This is a genomic window from Pseudoclavibacter sp. RFBB5, assembly GCF_002931555.1.
In the GTDB taxonomy this organism is placed as follows: Bacteria; Actinomycetota; Actinomycetes; order Actinomycetales; family Microbacteriaceae; genus Pseudoclavibacter.
In genome coordinates this window covers 153,923-170,009 of sequence record NZ_PSTZ01000011.1, presented here as the reverse complement: position 1 = coordinate 170,009, position 16,087 = coordinate 153,923, and the positions used below count along the sequence as shown (strand labels likewise).

At 67.7% G+C, this 16,087-nt stretch carries 20 protein-coding genes; 10 read left to right on the top strand and 10 right to left on the bottom strand.

All coding sequences use genetic code 11. The features are described from left to right. Positions 1-30: 30 nt before the first annotated feature. The 3 genes from C5B97_RS17135 to C5B97_RS17125 all read right to left on the bottom strand — a co-directional run bounded on the left by C5B97_RS17135 (position 31) and on the right by C5B97_RS17125 (position 3,641). A complete protein-coding gene (locus C5B97_RS17135; protein WP_258068342.1) occupies positions 31-753 on the bottom strand; it encodes a response regulator transcription factor in 723 nt (240 codons plus the stop codon). Beyond that, positions 747-2,063, bottom strand: a complete 1,317-nt coding sequence (locus tag C5B97_RS17130; RefSeq protein ID WP_104313310.1) for a sensor histidine kinase — start codon at positions 2,061-2,063, stop codon at positions 747-749. The genes C5B97_RS17135 and C5B97_RS17130 overlap by 7 nt, the downstream gene beginning before the upstream one ends. Positions 2,064-2,174: 111 nt before the next feature. Next, positions 2,175-3,641, bottom strand: a complete 1,467-nt coding sequence (locus C5B97_RS17125; RefSeq protein WP_104313308.1) for a YdiU family protein — start codon at positions 3,639-3,641, stop codon at positions 2,175-2,177. 242 nt (positions 3,642-3,883) lie between these two features. Here C5B97_RS17125 and C5B97_RS17120 point away from each other — a divergent pair, with 242 nt between their 5' ends. Beyond that, positions 3,884-4,069 (top strand): MbtH family NRPS accessory protein, encoded by a 186-nt coding sequence (locus tag C5B97_RS17120; protein ID WP_104313306.1) that lies wholly within the window; start codon positions 3,884-3,886, stop codon positions 4,067-4,069. 7 nt (positions 4,070-4,076) lie between these two features. Here the strand turns inward: C5B97_RS17120 and C5B97_RS17115 are convergent, their stop codons facing one another. After that, the gene (locus C5B97_RS17115; RefSeq protein ID WP_104313304.1) at positions 4,077-4,820 is read right to left on the bottom strand and encodes a hypothetical protein; all 744 of its coding nucleotides are present in this window, start codon (positions 4,818-4,820) and stop codon (positions 4,077-4,079) included. A 156-nt stretch (positions 4,821-4,976) separates the two neighbouring features. On the opposite strand from C5B97_RS17115, the gene C5B97_RS17110 reads away from it, so the two are divergent. Beyond that, positions 4,977-5,309: a hypothetical protein gene (locus C5B97_RS17110; protein ID WP_104313302.1), complete on the top strand. Its 333-nt coding sequence runs from the start codon at positions 4,977-4,979 to the stop codon at positions 5,307-5,309. Positions 5,310-5,361: 52 nt separating this feature from the next. On the opposite strand, the gene C5B97_RS17105 is transcribed toward C5B97_RS17110, so the two are convergent. From C5B97_RS17105 to C5B97_RS17085, 5 genes are read right to left on the bottom strand one after another with little or no spacing between them, the layout of a single operon-like run. Further along, entirely contained in the window at positions 5,362-6,435 is a 1,074-nt protein-coding gene (locus C5B97_RS17105) for an SIS domain-containing protein (RefSeq protein WP_104313300.1), read from the bottom strand. A 44-nt stretch (positions 6,436-6,479) separates the two neighbouring features. Beyond that, entirely contained in the window at positions 6,480-7,364 is an 885-nt protein-coding gene (locus C5B97_RS17100; protein WP_104313298.1) for a PTS system mannose/fructose/sorbose family transporter subunit IID, read from the bottom strand. Further along, entirely contained in the window at positions 7,354-8,136 is a 783-nt protein-coding gene (locus tag C5B97_RS17095; protein ID WP_104313297.1) for a PTS sugar transporter subunit IIC, read from the bottom strand. The genes C5B97_RS17100 and C5B97_RS17095 overlap by 11 nt, the downstream gene beginning before the upstream one ends. Continuing rightward, positions 8,133-8,615, bottom strand: coding sequence for a PTS sugar transporter subunit IIB (locus C5B97_RS17090; RefSeq protein WP_104313295.1), 483 nt, complete (start codon positions 8,613-8,615; stop codon positions 8,133-8,135). Before C5B97_RS17090 ends, C5B97_RS17095 begins: the two co-directional genes overlap by 4 nt. Then, positions 8,615-9,031: a PTS sugar transporter subunit IIA gene (locus tag C5B97_RS17085; protein ID WP_104313293.1), complete on the bottom strand. Its 417-nt coding sequence runs from the start codon at positions 9,029-9,031 to the stop codon at positions 8,615-8,617. The genes C5B97_RS17090 and C5B97_RS17085 overlap by 1 nt, the downstream gene beginning before the upstream one ends. A 140-nt stretch (positions 9,032-9,171) precedes the next feature. On the opposite strand from C5B97_RS17085, the gene C5B97_RS17080 reads away from it, so the two are divergent. Both C5B97_RS17080 and C5B97_RS17075 read left to right on the top strand, forming a co-directional pair. Then, positions 9,172-9,960, top strand: coding sequence for a GntR family transcriptional regulator (locus C5B97_RS17080; RefSeq protein WP_104313291.1), 789 nt, complete (start codon positions 9,172-9,174; stop codon positions 9,958-9,960). A gap of 112 nt (positions 9,961-10,072) precedes the next feature. Then, the gene (locus C5B97_RS17075; RefSeq protein ID WP_104313290.1) at positions 10,073-10,801 is read left to right on the top strand and encodes a DUF554 domain-containing protein; all 729 of its coding nucleotides are present in this window, start codon (positions 10,073-10,075) and stop codon (positions 10,799-10,801) included. 175 nt (positions 10,802-10,976) lie between these two features. Here the strand turns inward: C5B97_RS17075 and C5B97_RS17070 are convergent, their stop codons facing one another. Next, entirely contained in the window at positions 10,977-12,320 is a 1,344-nt protein-coding gene (locus tag C5B97_RS17070; RefSeq protein ID WP_104313485.1) for a carboxylesterase family protein, read from the bottom strand. Between the two features lie 195 nt (positions 12,321-12,515). Here C5B97_RS17070 and rpmB point away from each other — a divergent pair, with 195 nt between their 5' ends. The 6 genes from rpmB to C5B97_RS17040 all read left to right on the top strand — a co-directional run bounded on the left by rpmB (position 12,516) and on the right by C5B97_RS17040 (position 16,024). Continuing rightward, entirely contained in the window at positions 12,516-12,752 is a 237-nt protein-coding gene (gene rpmB, locus C5B97_RS17065) for a 50S ribosomal protein L28 (RefSeq protein WP_068483927.1), read from the top strand. After that, positions 12,752-12,922, top strand: a complete 171-nt coding sequence (gene rpmG, locus C5B97_RS17060) for a 50S ribosomal protein L33 (RefSeq protein WP_068483925.1) — start codon at positions 12,752-12,754, stop codon at positions 12,920-12,922. Before rpmB ends, rpmG begins: the two co-directional genes overlap by 1 nt. Before the next feature lie 2 nt (positions 12,923-12,924). Next, positions 12,925-13,230 (top strand): 30S ribosomal protein S14, encoded by a 306-nt coding sequence (rpsN, locus tag C5B97_RS17055; protein ID WP_104313288.1) that lies wholly within the window; start codon positions 12,925-12,927, stop codon positions 13,228-13,230. 154 nt (positions 13,231-13,384) lie between these two features. Beyond that, positions 13,385-14,008, top strand: a complete 624-nt coding sequence (locus tag C5B97_RS17050; RefSeq protein ID WP_104313286.1) for a DUF2975 domain-containing protein — start codon at positions 13,385-13,387, stop codon at positions 14,006-14,008. Then, positions 14,008-14,244 carry a helix-turn-helix transcriptional regulator gene (locus tag C5B97_RS17045; RefSeq protein ID WP_104254297.1) on the top strand — a complete coding sequence of 79 codons (237 nt, stop codon included), beginning with the start codon at positions 14,008-14,010 and terminating at the stop codon, positions 14,242-14,244. The genes C5B97_RS17050 and C5B97_RS17045 overlap by 1 nt, the downstream gene beginning before the upstream one ends. A 61-nt stretch (positions 14,245-14,305) precedes the next feature. After that, positions 14,306-16,024 (top strand): AMP-binding protein, encoded by a 1,719-nt coding sequence (locus C5B97_RS17040; RefSeq protein WP_104313283.1) that lies wholly within the window; start codon positions 14,306-14,308, stop codon positions 16,022-16,024. Positions 16,025-16,087 lie beyond the last annotated feature (63 nt).

Sequence of the window (16,087 nt, the reverse complement as noted above, 5' to 3'; positions counted from 1 at the left end):
CGCCCAGAGTACACGCCGGGCTTCGGCGCCTCAGGCGTGTTCAGCCGCATCCCATTCGAGGGCGAGCAACGCGAGCTGCACGCGGTTGGTGACGTGCAGCTTCGAGAAGAGGCTCGCCAGGTGGGTCTTCACCGTCGCCTGACTGACGAACAGGGCCGACGCGATCTCGGCGTTGGTCATGCCCTGCGCGACGTATCGCGCGATCTCCCGCTCGCGACTCGTGACCCCGGCCAGCGCCCCGTCATCGCGAGTGGCGCCCGGCTCGCGCTGTCGCTTGCCGCTGCCCTCGAGGGGGCGAGCTTCGCCGTTGCTTCCGGTGGCGGCGGCGCGAACGAGCCGGTCGAGGGCGCTCGGCGAGAAGACGGATCTGCCCTGTGCCGCGTCGAGCACCGCCCCGACGATGTCCTCCGGCGGGGCGTCCTTGAGGAGGAAGGAGACGGCGCCGGCCCGGAGCGCGTCCAGCAGGAACTCCTCCGTGTCGAACGCGGTGAGCATCACGACCTTCGCGCGGGACCCGGTGTCGGTGAGCTGCTGCACTGCATCAATGCCGGTGAGGCCGGGCATGCGAACGTCCATGAGGATGACGTCGGGGTCGTGGTGGGCGGCGAGGGTGAGCGCCTCGTCGCCATTGACGCCTTCTCCGACGACGCGAATGCGTTCCGCGCCGTCGATGAGGAGCCTGAGGCCCATTCGAATCCCCACCTCGTCGTCGATGATGAGCACGCTGATGCTGTCCTGCCCGCGAGTTACCAAGGGAGCGTCACCTCCACCACGAAGTCGCCGCTCTCGGCAGCACCTGCCTCGAAGGTGCCCCCGACCAGGTGGATGCGCTCCCGGGCGCCCAGGAGGCCGTAGCCGGTGCCGAGGGCCGGCGCTGCCGGTGGCCGGAAGGAGTTCGAGACGGTGACGCTGAGGTGAGTGTCACCGCCCTCGAGCACGACATGCACCTCCGCCTCGGGAGCGTGCTTTCCAGCGTTGACGAGGAGCTCCGAGAGGGTGCGGTGCAGGGCACGGATGCGCTCTGCGGAGAGCCGCGAGAGGTCACCTGGCTCGATGTCGCGCCAGGTCACCGACGGGGGATTCTGGTGGGGCGCCCCTTCGGAGAGGAGCGACTCGAGTGCTCGCAGGTCGGGGAGGGGCGCATCGCCTCGACCGGCCCCGTCAGGCTCGCGCATGCCCGTGAGCACTTCACGGAGACGGGTGTTGGCCCGGGCCGCCGACTCCCGCACCGTGGCGGCCGTCTCCCGCACGATCTCCGGTGACAGGTCGCTGCGGTACGCGAGCGCTCCCGCTTGCGTGGCGACGACGGCCAGGTCGTGCGAGATCGAATCGTGCATGTCGCGCGCGATGGCAGCCCGCTCCTCGGCCCGTGCGCGCTCGAGGTCGGAAACCCGGCTCTGTGCGAGCGCGGCTCGCTCGCGTTCGGCCGACGCGGCCTGCGCGCGCAACGACGTGATGAGTGCGGCGCGAGTGCCGCGGGATCGCCCGAAGAGCAGCGCGATGATCGTCGACAGCGCGATGAGGATGATGTAGAAGAGGGGCGCCTCAATGGGGGCGCGGCCGGTGACACTGGACTGGAACCAGTCCCACAGGACCCCGCCGCCGACGACGAGAGCCACGACCAGTGCATCCAACGGCAGTGAACGGCGCGCGCCGAGCCGCATCACGGCGATCAGCCATGCCCCGACGGCCAGGGAGCTGGTCATGCCGATGACGACGATCCACAGGTTCCCTGCGCGAGACCCCCGGACCGGGCCGACGGCGATGCACGCCACGAGACCGCCGACCAGGTTCACGATGAGGAACGCGATGAACCCACCGGACTCCGTGTCTGTGGCGGGGTCCTCCACCTGCACGGCCAGCGTCAGGATGAAGAGCAGGGCTCCGGCGAGCAGCGCCCCGAGCGAGATCGCGACGGCCCGCATCCACGGACGCCAGCGAGGGTTGTCGACCGGCAGCCCCGCCGACCGGAGGTCGCGCTCGGTCAGCCTGCCGCCGTGCTGCGCTCCGTCGAGGGCCAGCTCGTCCACAAGGTGCGGGGCCTTCGGGAGAGGAGCGGTCATGCGCTGAGTCTAGGAACACGCACCGACATTCGGATCGGCCGTTCGGTTGAACTCGGCGAGAGGCAGAAGTCCATGTTCGACAGGGAGATCCATTGCTGGCTGCCGCAGCGCTCAGGTTCCGCAGAAGGTGACGTAGTCGCCGAAGTCCTGCGGTGCTCCGGTCGCGTAGCGGTCGAGGCCGGGCCGTTCGTCGAACGGGGCGGTCACGGCTGCGAGCAGACGCCTCGTCGGCTCGAGCTCGTCGTCAAGAGCCGCCTCGAGTGCTTCCTCGACGAGGTGGTTGCGCGGGATGTAGACGGGGTTGGCGGCATCCATTGCGCTCGCGTTCGGGGAGAGCGCGAGCCAGGCCTGCGCCCAGGTGCGGAACGCGGGACCCGCCTCCCCGAAGATGTCGAGCGCTGGGGTGCGGTTGCCGCGAGCGTAGGCACCGAGCGCCCGGAAGGTGGAGGTGTAGTCGGCGCCGCTGCGCTGCATGAGGGTCAGAAGCTCGCCGAGCAGGCGCTCGAACGTGTCGGGGGCAACATCGCCGGGAAGCCCGAGCTTGCTTCGCATGCCGGAGACCCACGCTTCCTGGTAGACCGGCCCGAACCCGGAGACCGCCTGCTCGGCCAGGGCGACGGCCGCGTCTTCGTCGTCCGCGAAGAGTGGGAGGAGCGTCTCCGCGAACCGCGCGAGGTTCCACCCCGCGGCATGTGGCTGGTTGCGGAACGAGTAGCGGCCCTGGAGGTCGATGGAGCTGAACACGGCGTCCGGGTCGAAGGCGTCCAGGAACGCGCACGGTCCGTAGTCGATGGTCTCGCCCGAGATCGTCATGTTGTCAGTGTTCATCACCCCGTGCACGAAGCCGACGAGCATCCACTGCGCAACGAGCTTCGCCTGGGCGGACACGACCCGCTCGAAGAAGGCGAGGTACGGATTCGCCGCCTTCGCGGCAGACGGGAAGTGGCGGGCGATGGCGTGGTCCGCGAGACGCCGCAGCAGTTCGAGGTCGCCGGTGGCTCGGGCGAACTGGAACGAGCCGACGCGCAGGTGGCTGCTCGCGACTCTGGTGAGGACCGCGCCCGGGAGCACGTCGTCGCGCTGCACCTGGCGACCCGTCAGGGTCACGCTCAACGATCGTGTGGTGGGAATGCCGAGGGCGTGCATGGCCTCGCTGACGATGAACTCCCGCAGCATGGGGCCGAGGACCGCGCGCCCGTCACCACCGCGGGCGAATGCGGTGCGGCCCGAACCTTTGAGGTGGATGTCCCGCAGTCGTCCGCGCGTATCGGTCACCTCTCCCAGCAAGAGTGCGCGACCGTCGCCCAGGCGCGGCGAGTACTGCCCGAACTGATGCCCCGCGTATGCCTGCGCGACGGGGGTCGCGCCTTCAGGGACGGATGCGCCCAGCAGGACAGAGACGCCGTCGCTCGACCGCAGGAACTCGGCGTCGAAGCCGAGCTCGACGGCGAGCGCCTCGTTCAGCAGCACGAGGTGCGGGGCGGGTGCGGGCTCGGCTTCCCACGGCGCTGACAGCTCGGGCAGCTCCCGAGCGAAGCGGTTGCCGAACGTGACACCTGCATGCGTGGTCGCAGTCATGCGGGTCAGGCTAAGCGCGCTGGCGGGAAGTCCAATGAGAACTTCGAAGCACGCCCAGTCTCTCGGGCGTGTCCCGTTTCACATCTTGTTCACTCCTGACGCTCGTAGTCTGACGGCATCTGCCTGGACCCCGCAGAACGCAGCATCGCAATCCGCTCAGGAATGCGCCTGCACGCTGAAGCGAGGATCGAGATGCACCCTGCCAGCGCACGCCGACACGACCGCGCCGAGAGTCACGTCAGATGAATGCCTGGGACGACACTGGCACCGAGATGCTCGTGGTCATGAACCAGCACCGACAGCATTCGCTCTGGCCTGATTTCGCCGACATCCCTGCGGGCTGGGTGTCCGTCTTCGGCCCCGCGACGGCTCAGGAATGCCGCGTCTACCTCGCCGCAGAGCGGCCTGAGCGCGGCCTCGAACCTTGACGGGCGACTACTGAACGTCCTCGAACTCGAAGATTCCGGCGGGCGCCGTCTCGAGGAGCTCCTGCCGGTAGGAGTCGGAGAGGGTCGCAGCATCGATGCCCAGGATGAGGCGATTCAGCTCCACATCCATGCGCACGGACACCAGGCCGTCGTCGTTGCCCTTCCAGAGGGACGTCACCGCGAGAGCGGCTTTGCAGAGCGTGGCGTACGAGAAGTCCACGAGCTTCGGAGCGAACGACGCTCCTTCCGCTTCGATGCCGGCCGCCGCGGTGTCGACCTCCGGCGTCGCGTCTCGCAGCGCCTGCCAGACCGCAGCTGGGTCTGCCGCAGCTGAGCCGACCACGGACACGCCGACCGTGCCCCTCGGGCCGGGACCGGCTGCGACGTCCACGTTGTCGAACCCGCCGACCTCGTCGGGGAGCAGGAACAGCAGCTCCTGCTCGTGCGCAGCGATGCGGGTGTACAGGTCTGACGACGTCTTCCCCGCAGGCAGGTCGATCCACTTCGCCTGCTGCGTGAGGCACTGCGTCATCTGCACCGGCACGGGCTGGTGCGTCATCTCCTCGATGGGGATGCCATCGAGCGCGTCCTGCGAGGGAGCTTCGCCGGCCACCGATCCGCCCGCGCTCGCGGCGGGTGCGGCGCTGGCATCGGTCTGCGGGACGATCGCCGATTCGGGTGAGGCGCATCCGACCAGCAGCAGGAGGGCGCCGCAGAGCATCGACGCAGGGGCGAGGCAACGGGAGAGCATGCACCGACCCTATGGATGGGACGGCCCGCATCCGGTCACGGAACGATCTCGACGCTCGTCTCGTGCATCACGATTCGGAGTCGGCACGTGGCGTCGGAGGTGCGTCGGCGGTTACATTCGGAGCACCGCGCCCGCACGCCGACTGGGGAGACCACCGTGATCCTGACGTTCCAGTTCCAGCCCGTCGAAGACCTGGGGGCGGCCGTCCAGCACTACCTCGACCTGGGTTGGGAAGAGGCGTGGCGCGAAGGCGAGCACACCGTGTCTATGCAGATGCCGGAGCTCGAGATCGAGCTGATGCTCGACGACGAGCCCGGCTGGGGGCCCGCCGGCCCCATGTACTTCGTCGACGACGTGGATGCGTGGCGAGCGGAGCATGCGAACGTCACGACGGGCGAGCCCCGCGACATCCCGGGCGGCAGAGTCGTCGAGGTGACGGCCCCCGGCCACACCTACTACGTGTTCTCCGTGGAGGAGATCGAAGGGTAGCGGCGCAACGAGGGGTGACCAGGACATCTGGCCACCCCTCGTGCAAGGAGGGTTAACCCGCGACCTTGGTCCGCATGGCCGAGCGGAAGTCGGGGAACGCTGGCTCGACGAGGTCGATGCCTCGGGACGCCGACATCCGGTACGCGAGCACCTGGTAGGGGAGGATCAGCAGAAGCGGCGAGAGCTCTTCCGCGGTCTGCTCGTCGAGAGCCAGTTCCCGCTCCCTGCCCGTGCTGGTCCCCGATGTCACGATGTGGACGTGGTCGCAGTGACCTGATGCGAAGTCCGCGAACTGTCGCAGCCGCTCAGCTGAGGCGGTGCCGGGCACCTCGGTGAGGAAGAGGGTGTACTCGGGGCGCAGCTCGAACAGCGGCCCGTGCATGTACGCCTCGAGCTCCATCCCCTGGACGGGGACGCGAACTGTCTCGATGATCTTCGTCTCGGCTTCCACGGCGGTGCCGACATTGGGTCCGAAGCCGAGCACGGAGATTCGGGTCGCCGCTTCGAGTTCCTTCCGGTGCTCTTCGTAGTACCGCTCCGCGTGCTGGATGACGCCACCGATGGAGGCCACCGCCGCGGCGATTCCGGGCCGCGCGAGCTCGGCGGGGATCTCACGCCGTCCGTGCTCCGCGAGTCGAACGGACAGGAGCAGCAGGCTCAGGACGGTGGCCGTGACGCCCTTCGTCGAGTAGCGGACGGCCTCGTCACCGCAGCCGATGTCCAGACGGCAGTCGCCGAGGGCAGCGAGTGGACTCCGTGTGTCGGCGGTCACGATGAGGATGGGAGCCGCGACGCGGTCCCGCGCGGCCTTCACCGCGTCGATCGTCGATGAGCTGGTCCCGCGCTGGGAGACCGCGATGACCAGGTCGAAGTCGTTGTCCAGGCTCTCGTACTCCGAGTACGTGAACGGTTCGACGACCTTTGTCACGATGCCGCCGACCACCTCGAGGTGGCGCTCGGCGGCGTGCACGGCGTTGAGGGATGACCCCGTCGCGAGGACGAGGACGCGGTTCACCTGGCGGTCTTCGATGAGGCGGTCGAACTCCGAGAAGCTGGTGGCCTCGTCGGCGAGGATCTGCTCGCAGACGCGGGGTTGTTCGTTGATGCAGTCCAGCATCGTCGTCATGATGTGATTCCTTCGAGTTCGTGGGTCGATCAGTCAGTGGGTGGTCACGGTGCGGTGCCGAGCACGCCGGTCAGCGCGCCGAGGAGCCCGACGGCGAAGATGGCGAGCAGGACCCAGGTCGTCTTCCATCCCTTGCCGAGAAGCCAGTACACGAGCCAGAAGGCGCCGAGACCGAGGATGCCCGGCATGATGCCGTCGAGCACGTCCGTCTGGATGGAGCTGACTCCCTCGCCGACCTCGAACTGCAGCGGTACGTACACGGAGACCATGGAGGCCGTGAGCCCGCCGATGACCATGAGACCCACGATGCCGGCCCCGTAGGTGAGGCTCGACATGGCGTCGCTGCCGGAGATGCGCTGCAGCAGCTTGGTGCCGAACTTGTATCCGGATCGCAGGTACAGGTAGGACAGCAGTTGCACGGGCAGGTTGAAGCCGAGGAGGAAGATGAGCGGCCCGAGGATGTTCCCCGCCATCGCCAGCGACACTCCTATGCCGGTGATGAGGAGCCGGATGGTGCCCCAGTAGAGCGAGTCGCCGATGCCCGCGAGAGGACCCATGAGGGCGGCCTTGACGCTGTTCGCGGTGGATGGTGCGAGGCTCGGGTCCTGACTGAGCTGCTCCTCGACGGCGGTGGAGACGCCGACGATCGCACCGGCGACGTATGGGGTGGTGTTGAAGAACTCAAGGTGCTTCTTGAGCGCCGCGGCCTGGTCTGACTCCTTCTCGTAGAGCGCCCGGACGGCGGGGATCATGGAGTAGGCGAACCCGAGGCCCTGCTGGCGCTCGTAGTTGAATGACGCCTCGATGCTCAGAGACCTCAGGTACATGCGGTTCAGGACCGCGGTGGTGATCCTGCCGGTCTGCGTCGTCGGTGCTTCAGGGCTGACCTCGTCGAGGTGCGTGCCTGGTGCTGTCGTGTCAGAAGTCATCGTCTGCTGCTCCGTTCATGGCGAGTGCTGGCTGCTGCGCGCTGGTGCGGCGGCGTTCTGCGTCCACGAGGACCCAGGCGATCATGGCCGCGCCGGCGGCGAGGCCGACGATCGGGATACCTCCGTACGTGACGAGCAGGAAGCCGATGAAGAAGAAGGGCATGACCCTCTTGTTGATGAGCATCCGGCCGAGGAGCGCGAAGCCGAGGGCGGGGAGGATGCCCGTCGCCACCTGCAGTCCGACCGTCACTGGTTCTGGGATGGCGGCGACGAGCGCACCGATGGCGTCGCTGCCCACTGCGTAGGAGACGCCGACCACGCAGGCGAGCCAGAAGATCCAGAGGAACCCGGAGAGGATGTGCATGGCGCTGACGCCGCGGATCGAGCCTCGCTCGACGTAGGTGTCCGCTCGGTGGAGCAGCGCGGGGGCCACGAAGACGAAGTGGAGGTTCTTCACGATGAGACCGAGAGCGGCGATCGGGAAGGCGAGCACGAGCGCCGTCTCCGGTCCGGCTCCGGCGTTGATCGCGAGAGCTGTCGCCAGCATGCCGCCGGTGAGGATCTCAGGCGGCATAGCGCCGCCGACGGTGAAGAGGCCGATGAACGCGAGTTCGAGGGTCGCTCCGATGGCCATCCCGGTGACGGGGTCGCCGAGGATGAACCCCACGACGGTTCCGGTGACGATGGGGCGGATGGCGAGGTTGCGGCCGAGGAAGAGGTCGATGAGCCCGAGCGCCAGCGCGGCGATGAAGAGCGTGAGCGCGGTCATCATGCGGGTGCGCTCCCACTGCCGCTGAGCGGAACCTTCCGGTCTGTGGCGACGGCGCGCGCTTCGACCTCGACGCCGCGGGAGGCCAGCCTGATCAGGCTGGCGGTCTCGTCTTCGGTCAGATTGACGGTGTTGGTGAGGGGAGTGGTCCCCTCGAGTCGCTTCGTGCCGCCGAGGTTGATGTGCTGCACGGTCGGGCAGCCGTCGGCGAGGCGGATGGCGTCTGCGACGTTGTCGGTCAGGATCAGCAGGCGGTAGCTGTCCGTCTTGCCTGAGTTGATCGCCTCGATCGAGTCGGCGACCGTCTTGATGACGAGCTTCACGTCGGCGGGCTTCGCGAGCTTCAGCGTGCTCTTGCGCAACTCGTCGGAGGGGACGTCGTCGTTGGCGATGAGGATGGCGGTCGGGTCCAGGGTGCGCACCCACGACATGACCACTTGGCCGTGGATGAGCCGGTGGTCGACTCGGAGCAGTTGGATCATCAGAAGTCGTCTTCCTGGTCGGTGTGGGGGTGGGGCAGGACGCTCACGGTGGCGCGGATGCGGTCGATCAGCGCCGGGTCTATGGAGGCGCTTGTGGTGATGGACTGCGTCGTGAGCAACTCGAGCACGAGTGAGAGCGTCATGCCGGTGATCTGGTGCACCCGGGGGTCCTGCTGGTACTCGAGGAGCGTGTTGCTGACACTGCCGCCGACGAGGTCGCTGACGAGGATGAGCGTGCCGGTGCTGCCCACCTCGCTGAGGAGGGCCTCGACGTGGCGTCGGACGGCGTCCACGTCACCGCTGTATGGCGGGAACGCGCGGAGGTCGTCTCGCTCCCCGAGGATGAGCGATGCGGCGCTTCGCATGCCTGCGGCGATGTCGCCGTGGCCGGCGAGGGCTACGAGCTGTTTCGTCATGCATTGGTCCTTTCCGTATGCATGATTGGTCTTTCTTGGTCGGTCAAACTGCCTCGGAGTTTAGGCAGGAGCGGACTCGTCACGGAATGGCTTGACACAGTTCGTGCCAATTGGATTGCTTTGGTCTGTAGTGTGCTCGTATGGAGCACATCGAGCGTGCAGAACAGCTAGGGCCCCCGGCGGGGTCGTCCACGTCCCTGCTCACGCAGACCGTCGCGGGGCGTCTCCTGGAGTACATCCGGTCGCAGGAGGTAGGACCCTCTGGGCGGTTGCCTCCGGAGCGGGTGCTCAGCGAGCACTTCGAGGTGAGCCGGTCGACGCTTCGCAAAGCTCTGAACCTGCTCGCAGCGCAGGGCGATGTCGCACCCGCCCCGCAGTCGGGCTGGTTCATCACGAACGTGCCGTACGGTCCGCCCCCGCGTCAGCTGCTCAGCTTCACGGAGATGGCCAGGCGCCGCGGCCTCGCGGTGCAGACCCAGGTCACGCATCAGCTGACGCGCTTCGCGAGCCACGAAGAGCGTCAGCGCCTGCAGCCGCGCGATTCCGACCGTGTCTTGGAGCTCGAGCGGATTCGTCTCCTCGAGGGGGAGCCGATCTGCGTGGAACGATCGGTCATAGCGCTGTGGCTGACACCCGGGCTCGATGGCGAGTCCTTCGTCGATCGCTCTCTCTACGAGCTGATGAGCAGCCATGGTGCGACACCGTCACGGAGCGACTTCATCGTCTCGGCCGCGCTCGCGGGGAGCATCTCTTCTGCGCTCGGCATCGACGCCAGCGATCCGGTTCTCGTCGGCGAGGAGCTGAGCTACAACCAGCATGGAGCGCCCTTGCATCTGAGCACTTCGAACTACCGGGCCAGCGCATACCGGTTCCAGGCGACGCTGACGGCTGCGAGGGGCGGCTCCCGGGGGATGCATCTGCCAGTCTGATCTGCACGTAGTGGGGCGCGCCGACCTGACCTTGTGCAGTCGGCTCTTGCGGTTCAGGCCGCTCAAGACTTCTCGCGTTCGCGCCGTTCGAGGCCTGCACCATAATCGGACGGTGATCATCGGGTCAGGGACGCTAGTGAACGTCGCGCTCATCCTCGTCGGCGGCGTGCTCGGCATCCTCCTGGGTGACCGCCTGAAGGAGCGCACGAAGACGACGGTGACCGCGGTGCTCGGCCTGTTCGTCATCGTCCTCGGGGGCATGAGCGTCGCCGACATGGGGTCTGCAGCGCTCGCGGATGCGGCCGGCCCGTTCGCGATGATCATCATCCTGCTGTCGCTTGTGTTCGGCGCTCTGCTCGGGTCGTGGTTGCGCATCGAGGATCGCCTCGAGGGGCTGGCGGTCTGGGTGCGCGGTCGACTGAAGTCCGAATCCGATGGCGACGGCCGCTTCGTCGACGGCATGGTGACCGCCACGCTCCTCTTTTGCGTCGGCCCGCTTGCCATCCTCGGCCCCATCTCCGACGGCCTGGGGCTCGGCGCCGACCAGCTCTACGTCAAGGCGGTGCTCGACGGATTTGCCGCGATGGCCTTCGCCTCGACCTTCGGCAAGGGGGTGCTGTTCGCCGCGGTCCCGGTCGGGATCATCCAGGGCGCCTTCACACTCGTCGGATTCCTGGCGGGCGATGTCTTCAGCGATGCCCAGATCGACGGGCTCTCGGCCGTCGGCGGGCTCATCCTGATCGCTCTCGGGGTGCGACTCGTCCCGCTCAGGGCCATCCCGGTCGGCGACCTGCTGCCGGCGCTCATCATCGCGCCGGTGGCACTCGCGTTCCTGTCCTAGCGGCAGGTCAGCGTTCGCGAGTCGCCTCACACGGTCGAGTGCGGTCCGCGAGATGCCTCAAGCGGTCGTTCTGGCCGGCTCTTCGCGACCGTTTCCGCCGACTCGCGAATGGGAAGCGCGCGGAGCGGGGCGAGAAGGCGTGGGGCAGTGGAGCGGCGGTGCTCAGCGGCGGCGCTCAGCCACGGCGGCGGAAGCTCGCGGCGCCCGGGATGCTGTCGGCCTCGGCGGGCAGGGTGCCGCGCGCGAAGTCGCCCCAGACGGCACGCATCCGCCTGCCAACACGGTTGATCTCAGTCCAGCTGGCGCCTCGCACGAGCGGGGCACGACTCCATGTCCGCTCGCCGCCGAAGAGCAGCGGCAGGTCGATCATGTGGCACGCGCCCCACACGTTGTGCGGCGCCTTCCAGCTCACGACGTAGGTGGATGCGCGCCCTCCGGCCCGCACGTGCCGCCTCGCGAACCGGGCCGCGTCGCGCCGGTAGACGAGCCACGTGAGCGCGCTCACGACCACCCTCGTCAACGGCTTGCCGACGACAGGCAGCTCGCTGAGCCGCTTGGTCGCGGGGATGCGCGGCACGAACAGCAGCGCTTCCTCCGACGTGTACCCGATGAGCAGATCGATCGCGGGGGCGTTCGCATCGCGACCCGCGAGCACGCCTGCAGTGTCCGGCAGCGGATCCGAGCCGTGCTGCGGACTGAACGACATCGCACCCTGCAGGCCGTACTCGGCGGATGCGCGCAGCGCTGCGGCCTGCGCGCGCACCACCGCCGCCACGGGGCTCTCGGCAGTGAGTTCGGCGGTCGCCTCGAGCATCCTGCCCTGCATCTCCTCGCGGCCACCCTCGACGTTGAGCGGTGCGCTCTGGATGATCGCCCGCCGGAACAGACTCGGAGCCTCCGGCAGTGCCATCAGCTGCGCGATCGCGTGCGCGCCAGCGGACTGCCCATACGCCGTGACCTGACCGGGGTCGCCGCCGAACGCCGCGATATTGCGCTGCACCCAGCGGAACGCCTCGACGATGTCGAGCAGCCCCAGGTTGGCGGGGCGCGCATCCGAGCCACCCAGGAACCCGAACAGGCCGAGCCGGAACGTCACGTTCACAGCGACCACGCGCTGCTCCGCGACCAGAGGAGCGGGGTCCATGACCGCGGCGTCTCCGGCGGCCGAGACGTACGAGCCGCCGTGGATCCACACCATCACCGGCAGCTGCTCTCCGGGCGCGAGGTCGCCGGGCAGCGTGATCGAGAGCCGCTGGCAGTCCTCGTCCACGCCGAGCTCGCCGATGCCGCCGCCGAGCACCTCCTCGAGCACGGGCATGGGGGGCTGCGGGCAGGCCGGCGACCAGCTCGTCGCCATGAAGACCTCGGTGTGGTCGGCTGCTGGTCGTGGGGCCTCGAACCTGCGTGCCGCGGCGTACCGGATGCCCGTGGCTCGCACCAGCGGCACCTCGCCGGTCCACTCCTCGGTCCATCCCGTGACAGGACCGCAGGGAGGGGAGAAGCTGGGGGAAGAGGCCATGCTCGAGTCTTGCATCCGATCCCGCGCCTTCTTGCGGCCCAAGCTTGCGCTTTGCCGGGCGTGTCGCCTAAGCTCGACCCTTGGTGCGTCTGGGTTCCCCTCGGGCGCGACCGTGTTGGTGTGCAACCGCCACTGACGCAGACAAGAGATCTTGGGCGGGGCCTTCTGGTTCCCGCGGTATCTACGGAGGAAACAATGGCAGCAGTGTGCCAGGTGACCGGGGCGGTTCCCGGATTCGGTCACAACATCTCGCACTCGCACCGACGGACCAACCGTCGGTTCGACCCGAACATCCAGAAGAAGAAGTACTTCGTGCCTTCCATGAAGCGCACGATCACGCTGACGCTTTCGGCTAAGGGCATCAAGGTCATCGACGCACGCGGCATCGAGTCCGTCGTCGCTGAGCTTCGTGCGAAGGGAGTCAAGTTCTAATGGCGAAGAAGAGCCAGGACGTACGTCCGATCATCAAGCTCCGCTCCACCGCTGGAACGGGCTACACCTACGTGACGAAGAAGAACCGTCGCAACACGCCTGACCGCCTCGTGCTGAAGAAGTACGACCCGGTCATCCGCAAGCACGTCGAATTCCGAGAGGAGCGCTAAACATGGCCAAGAAGAGCAAGATCGCCAAGAACGAGCAGCGCAAGGTCATCGTCGAGCGCTACGCGGAACGCCGCGCAGAGCTGAAGAAGGCTCTTGTCGACCCGAACGGCACCGACGAGTCGCGCGAGGCAGCACGCCTCGGCCTGCAGAAGCTTCCCCGCAACGCTTCGCCGGTCCGCGTTCGCAACCGCGACAGCATCGACGGACGCCCCCGCGGCCACGTCTCGAAGTTCGGCATCTCGCGTGTCCGCTTCCGCGACATGGCTCACCGCGGTGAGCTTCCAGGAATCACGAAGTCGAGCTGGTAACCACCAGCCCGCCAGCAATGGCGTAGTGCTTCCCCGAAACCCCCGAGCGTCTCCGCTCGGGGGTTTCGTGCGTTCCGGGATGCGAGCCAGGGGTTGCGCATCCAGCCATATCGTTTATCGTTATGCATATCGAGAAACGATATGGAGGAAGATCATGAACGCACGACAGAACCCGGCAGGCACCGACCGCGAAGCGAAGGAGCTCGGCTACCTCTGGCCGCTCGGCATCGCTGCCGCCGGCCTCGTCATCCTGAAGCCCCTCGAGAACGTCATCGGCTACTTCGTCGACGGCAGCGTGCGCGTCAACGCGTCGTTCGAAGGGGCATCCGTCTCACTGCCCACCCCCGTCGGGGCTGATGTGCCCCTCGACGGTGCCTCGACGATCCTCGTCGCCGGGGATCTCCTCCCGACAGGTGCGCTTGTTCTGCTCCTCATCGGACAGATCATCGGCGCCGTCCTGAGCCTCGCCGCAGTGTGGATGCTCCTGCTCTTTGCCAGGAACCTCGCCAAAGGCGACTTCTTCGGACGCAAGAGCATCCGCCTCCTCGACTGGTCGTCTGGGCTGGTCGTCGCTGCACTCGCGGCGCCAGGGTTCTTCGAGCTCCTCGGTACGAACTGGGCGATCGCGAAGCTCGGGTGGAGCGGGTCCGACGCGCCTGAGCCGACCATCCTCGACCAGACGTGGACGTTCCTCCTCATCCTGGTGATCTTGCTCGTCGTGAACCTCATCATGCGTCGTGGCGCGCGCCTCGAGCAGGACCAGGAAGGCCTCGTCTGATGGTGCCGGAGCCCCTCGAGGAGCCCCACTACATCGTGTGCCATCTGGGCGAGATCATGGCGAGGCGGGGCATCACGCTCGTCGACCTGTCGGAGCGGGTGGGCATCAGCGTCGTCAACCTGTCGGTTCTGAAGAACAACCGCGCCAAGGCGGTCCGCTTCGAGACGCTCGCGAGGCTCTGCGCCGTGCTCGAATGCAAGCCGGGCGAGCTCCTCGACTACCTGCCGCCGCGCTGATCTGCGCGCGCGCATCCGGATCGGCGGCGCAATGTCGGTGGCGTGCGTGAGAATGGCACGCATGTCAGATGTTCGAGGTGCCTCCGCCTTCCGCAGCGCACGTGACCAGCTGCTCGCCCTCCGCACGGATGCGGAGCGAGCGAGCCGTGAGTTCGAGTGGCCAGACGTGGGCGACACCTTCAACTGGGCGCTCGACTGGTTCGACGAGATCGCCGAGGGCAACGACCGCACAGCGCTGTGGATCGTGGAAGCCGACGGCAGCGAGGCGAAGTACAGCTTCGACGACCTCCGTCGCCGCTCCAACCGGGTCGCGAACTGGCTCGAAGCCCAGGGCATCGGCCGCGGCGACGTCGTCATGCTCATGCTCGGCAACCGTCGGGAGCTGTGGGAGGCGATGCTCGGCGCGTTGAAGCTCGGCGCCGTGATCCTGCCCACCTCGGTTGTGCTCGGCCCGCACGACCTCGACGACCGAGTCGAGCGAGCCAGGGTGCGGCTGGTCATCGCCGAAGAGGCCGACGCGGCCAAGTTCGACAACGTGCTCGGCAGCTACCGCATCGTGCAGGTGGGTGCCGGTCTCGACGGCGCAGCTCGCGACTCGTGGCTCGACTTCAACGACGTCTACGACGCCTCGGATGCGCCGGTCGTGAAGCAGACGGCAAGTGACGACGCCGCGCTCATCTACTTCACCTCCGGCACGACGAGCCACCCGAAGATCGTCGTCCACTCGCACCGATCGTACCCGGTCGGGCACCTCTCGACGATGTACTGGATCGGCGTCGAGCCGGGCGGCGTGCATCTCGCCATCAGCGCGGCCGGCTGGGGCAAGCATGCCTGGAGCAGCTTCTTCGCGCCCTGGAACGCGGAGGCCACCGTGTTCGTCGTCAACTACGAGCGGTTCGATGCGGGGCTGCTGCTCGAGCAGCTCGACAGGGCGGGTGCGACCTCGTTCTGCGCGCCGCCGACGGTGTGGCGCATCCTGGTGCAGCACGGCAGGACCGAGAAGCCCCGGGCCATGCGGGAACTGCTCTCCGCCGGCGAACCCCTCAACCCCGAGGTCATCGCGCGCATCCACGACTGGTGGGGCCTCGAGATCCGCGACGGTTACGGGCAGACCGAGACCACCGCCCTCATCGCGAACGCGCCCGGGTCCGTCATCAAGCCCGGTGCGATGGGGCATCCGCTGCCCGGCATGAACGTGGTGCTGCTCGACCCCCTCACCGGGGTGGCTGGCGACGAGGGCGAGATCTGCCTCGACATGCGCGGCGAGCGCCCCGTGAACCTCATGACCGAGTACCTCGGCTCGCCCGCGGCGACCGACAACGCGGTGCGCGACGGCTACTTCCACACGGGCGACGTCGCGACTCGCGACGAGAACGGATGCATCACCTTCGTCGGGCGCACCGACGACGTCTTCAAGTCCTCCGACTTCAAGGTCTCGCCGTTCGAGGTCGAGAGCCTCCTGCTCGAGCACGACGCCGTCGCCGAGGCTGGGGTCGTCGGGGCGCCGGACGCGACGAAGCTCAACATCACGAAGGCCTACGTGACCCTCGCAGCGGGGTGGGAGGCGAACCGGCAGACGGCCCTCGAGGTGCTCAGGCACGCACGGTCGGTCATGCCGCCGTACATGAGGGTCCGACGACTCGAGTTCTTCGAGCTGCCGAAGACCGCATCCGGCAAGATCCGCCGAGTCGAGCTTCGCAACCGGGAGATCGAGGCGGAAGGCAACCGGCTCGAGCATGAGTGGCGCGATGATGACTTCCCGGAGATCAAGCGACGCTGATCCGGATCGCACGTCGTGCGGCACTGCCTGCGGTTCTGAGGATATTGGCGTCGATCCGGGCAT

What these genes read in the sequence shown, in the direction of transcription:
- C5B97_RS17090 (WP_104313295.1), bottom strand. Translation starts at nt 8,615, where the DNA reads ATGATCCAACTGCTCCGAGTCGACCACCGGCTCATCCACGGCCAAGTG.
- rpmG (WP_068483925.1), top strand. Translation starts at nt 12,752, where the DNA reads ATGGCGAAGAAGAGCCAGGACGTACGTCCGATCATCAAGCTCCGCTCC.
- C5B97_RS17105 (WP_104313300.1), bottom strand. Translation starts at nt 6,435, where the DNA reads ATGACGACGATGCTGGACTGCATCAACGAACAACCCCGCGTCTGCGAG.
- C5B97_RS17040 (WP_104313283.1), top strand. Translation starts at nt 14,306, where the DNA reads ATGTCAGATGTTCGAGGTGCCTCCGCCTTCCGCAGCGCACGTGACCAG.
- C5B97_RS17045 (WP_104254297.1), top strand. Translation starts at nt 14,008, where the DNA reads ATGGTGCCGGAGCCCCTCGAGGAGCCCCACTACATCGTGTGCCATCTG.
- C5B97_RS17130 (WP_104313310.1), bottom strand. Translation starts at nt 2,063, where the DNA reads ATGACCGCTCCTCTCCCGAAGGCCCCGCACCTTGTGGACGAGCTGGCC.
- C5B97_RS17125 (WP_104313308.1), bottom strand. Translation starts at nt 3,641, where the DNA reads ATGACTGCGACCACGCATGCAGGTGTCACGTTCGGCAACCGCTTCGCT.
- C5B97_RS17070 (WP_104313485.1), bottom strand. Translation starts at nt 12,320, where the DNA reads ATGGCCTCTTCCCCCAGCTTCTCCCCTCCCTGCGGTCCTGTCACGGGA.
- C5B97_RS17080 (WP_104313291.1), top strand. Translation starts at nt 9,172, where the DNA reads ATGGAGCACATCGAGCGTGCAGAACAGCTAGGGCCCCCGGCGGGGTCG.
- C5B97_RS17115 (WP_104313304.1), bottom strand. Translation starts at nt 4,820, where the DNA reads ATGCTCTCCCGTTGCCTCGCCCCTGCGTCGATGCTCTGCGGCGCCCTC.
- C5B97_RS17050 (WP_104313286.1), top strand. Translation starts at nt 13,385, where the DNA reads ATGAACGCACGACAGAACCCGGCAGGCACCGACCGCGAAGCGAAGGAG.
- C5B97_RS17100 (WP_104313298.1), bottom strand. Translation starts at nt 7,364, where the DNA reads ATGACTTCTGACACGACAGCACCAGGCACGCACCTCGACGAGGTCAGC.
- rpsN (WP_104313288.1), top strand. Translation starts at nt 12,925, where the DNA reads ATGGCCAAGAAGAGCAAGATCGCCAAGAACGAGCAGCGCAAGGTCATC.
- C5B97_RS17085 (WP_104313293.1), bottom strand. Translation starts at nt 9,031, where the DNA reads ATGACGAAACAGCTCGTAGCCCTCGCCGGCCACGGCGACATCGCCGCA.
- rpmB (WP_068483927.1), top strand. Translation starts at nt 12,516, where the DNA reads ATGGCAGCAGTGTGCCAGGTGACCGGGGCGGTTCCCGGATTCGGTCAC.
- C5B97_RS17120 (WP_104313306.1), top strand. Translation starts at nt 3,884, where the DNA reads ATGAATGCCTGGGACGACACTGGCACCGAGATGCTCGTGGTCATGAAC.
- C5B97_RS17095 (WP_104313297.1), bottom strand. Translation starts at nt 8,136, where the DNA reads ATGATGACCGCGCTCACGCTCTTCATCGCCGCGCTGGCGCTCGGGCTC.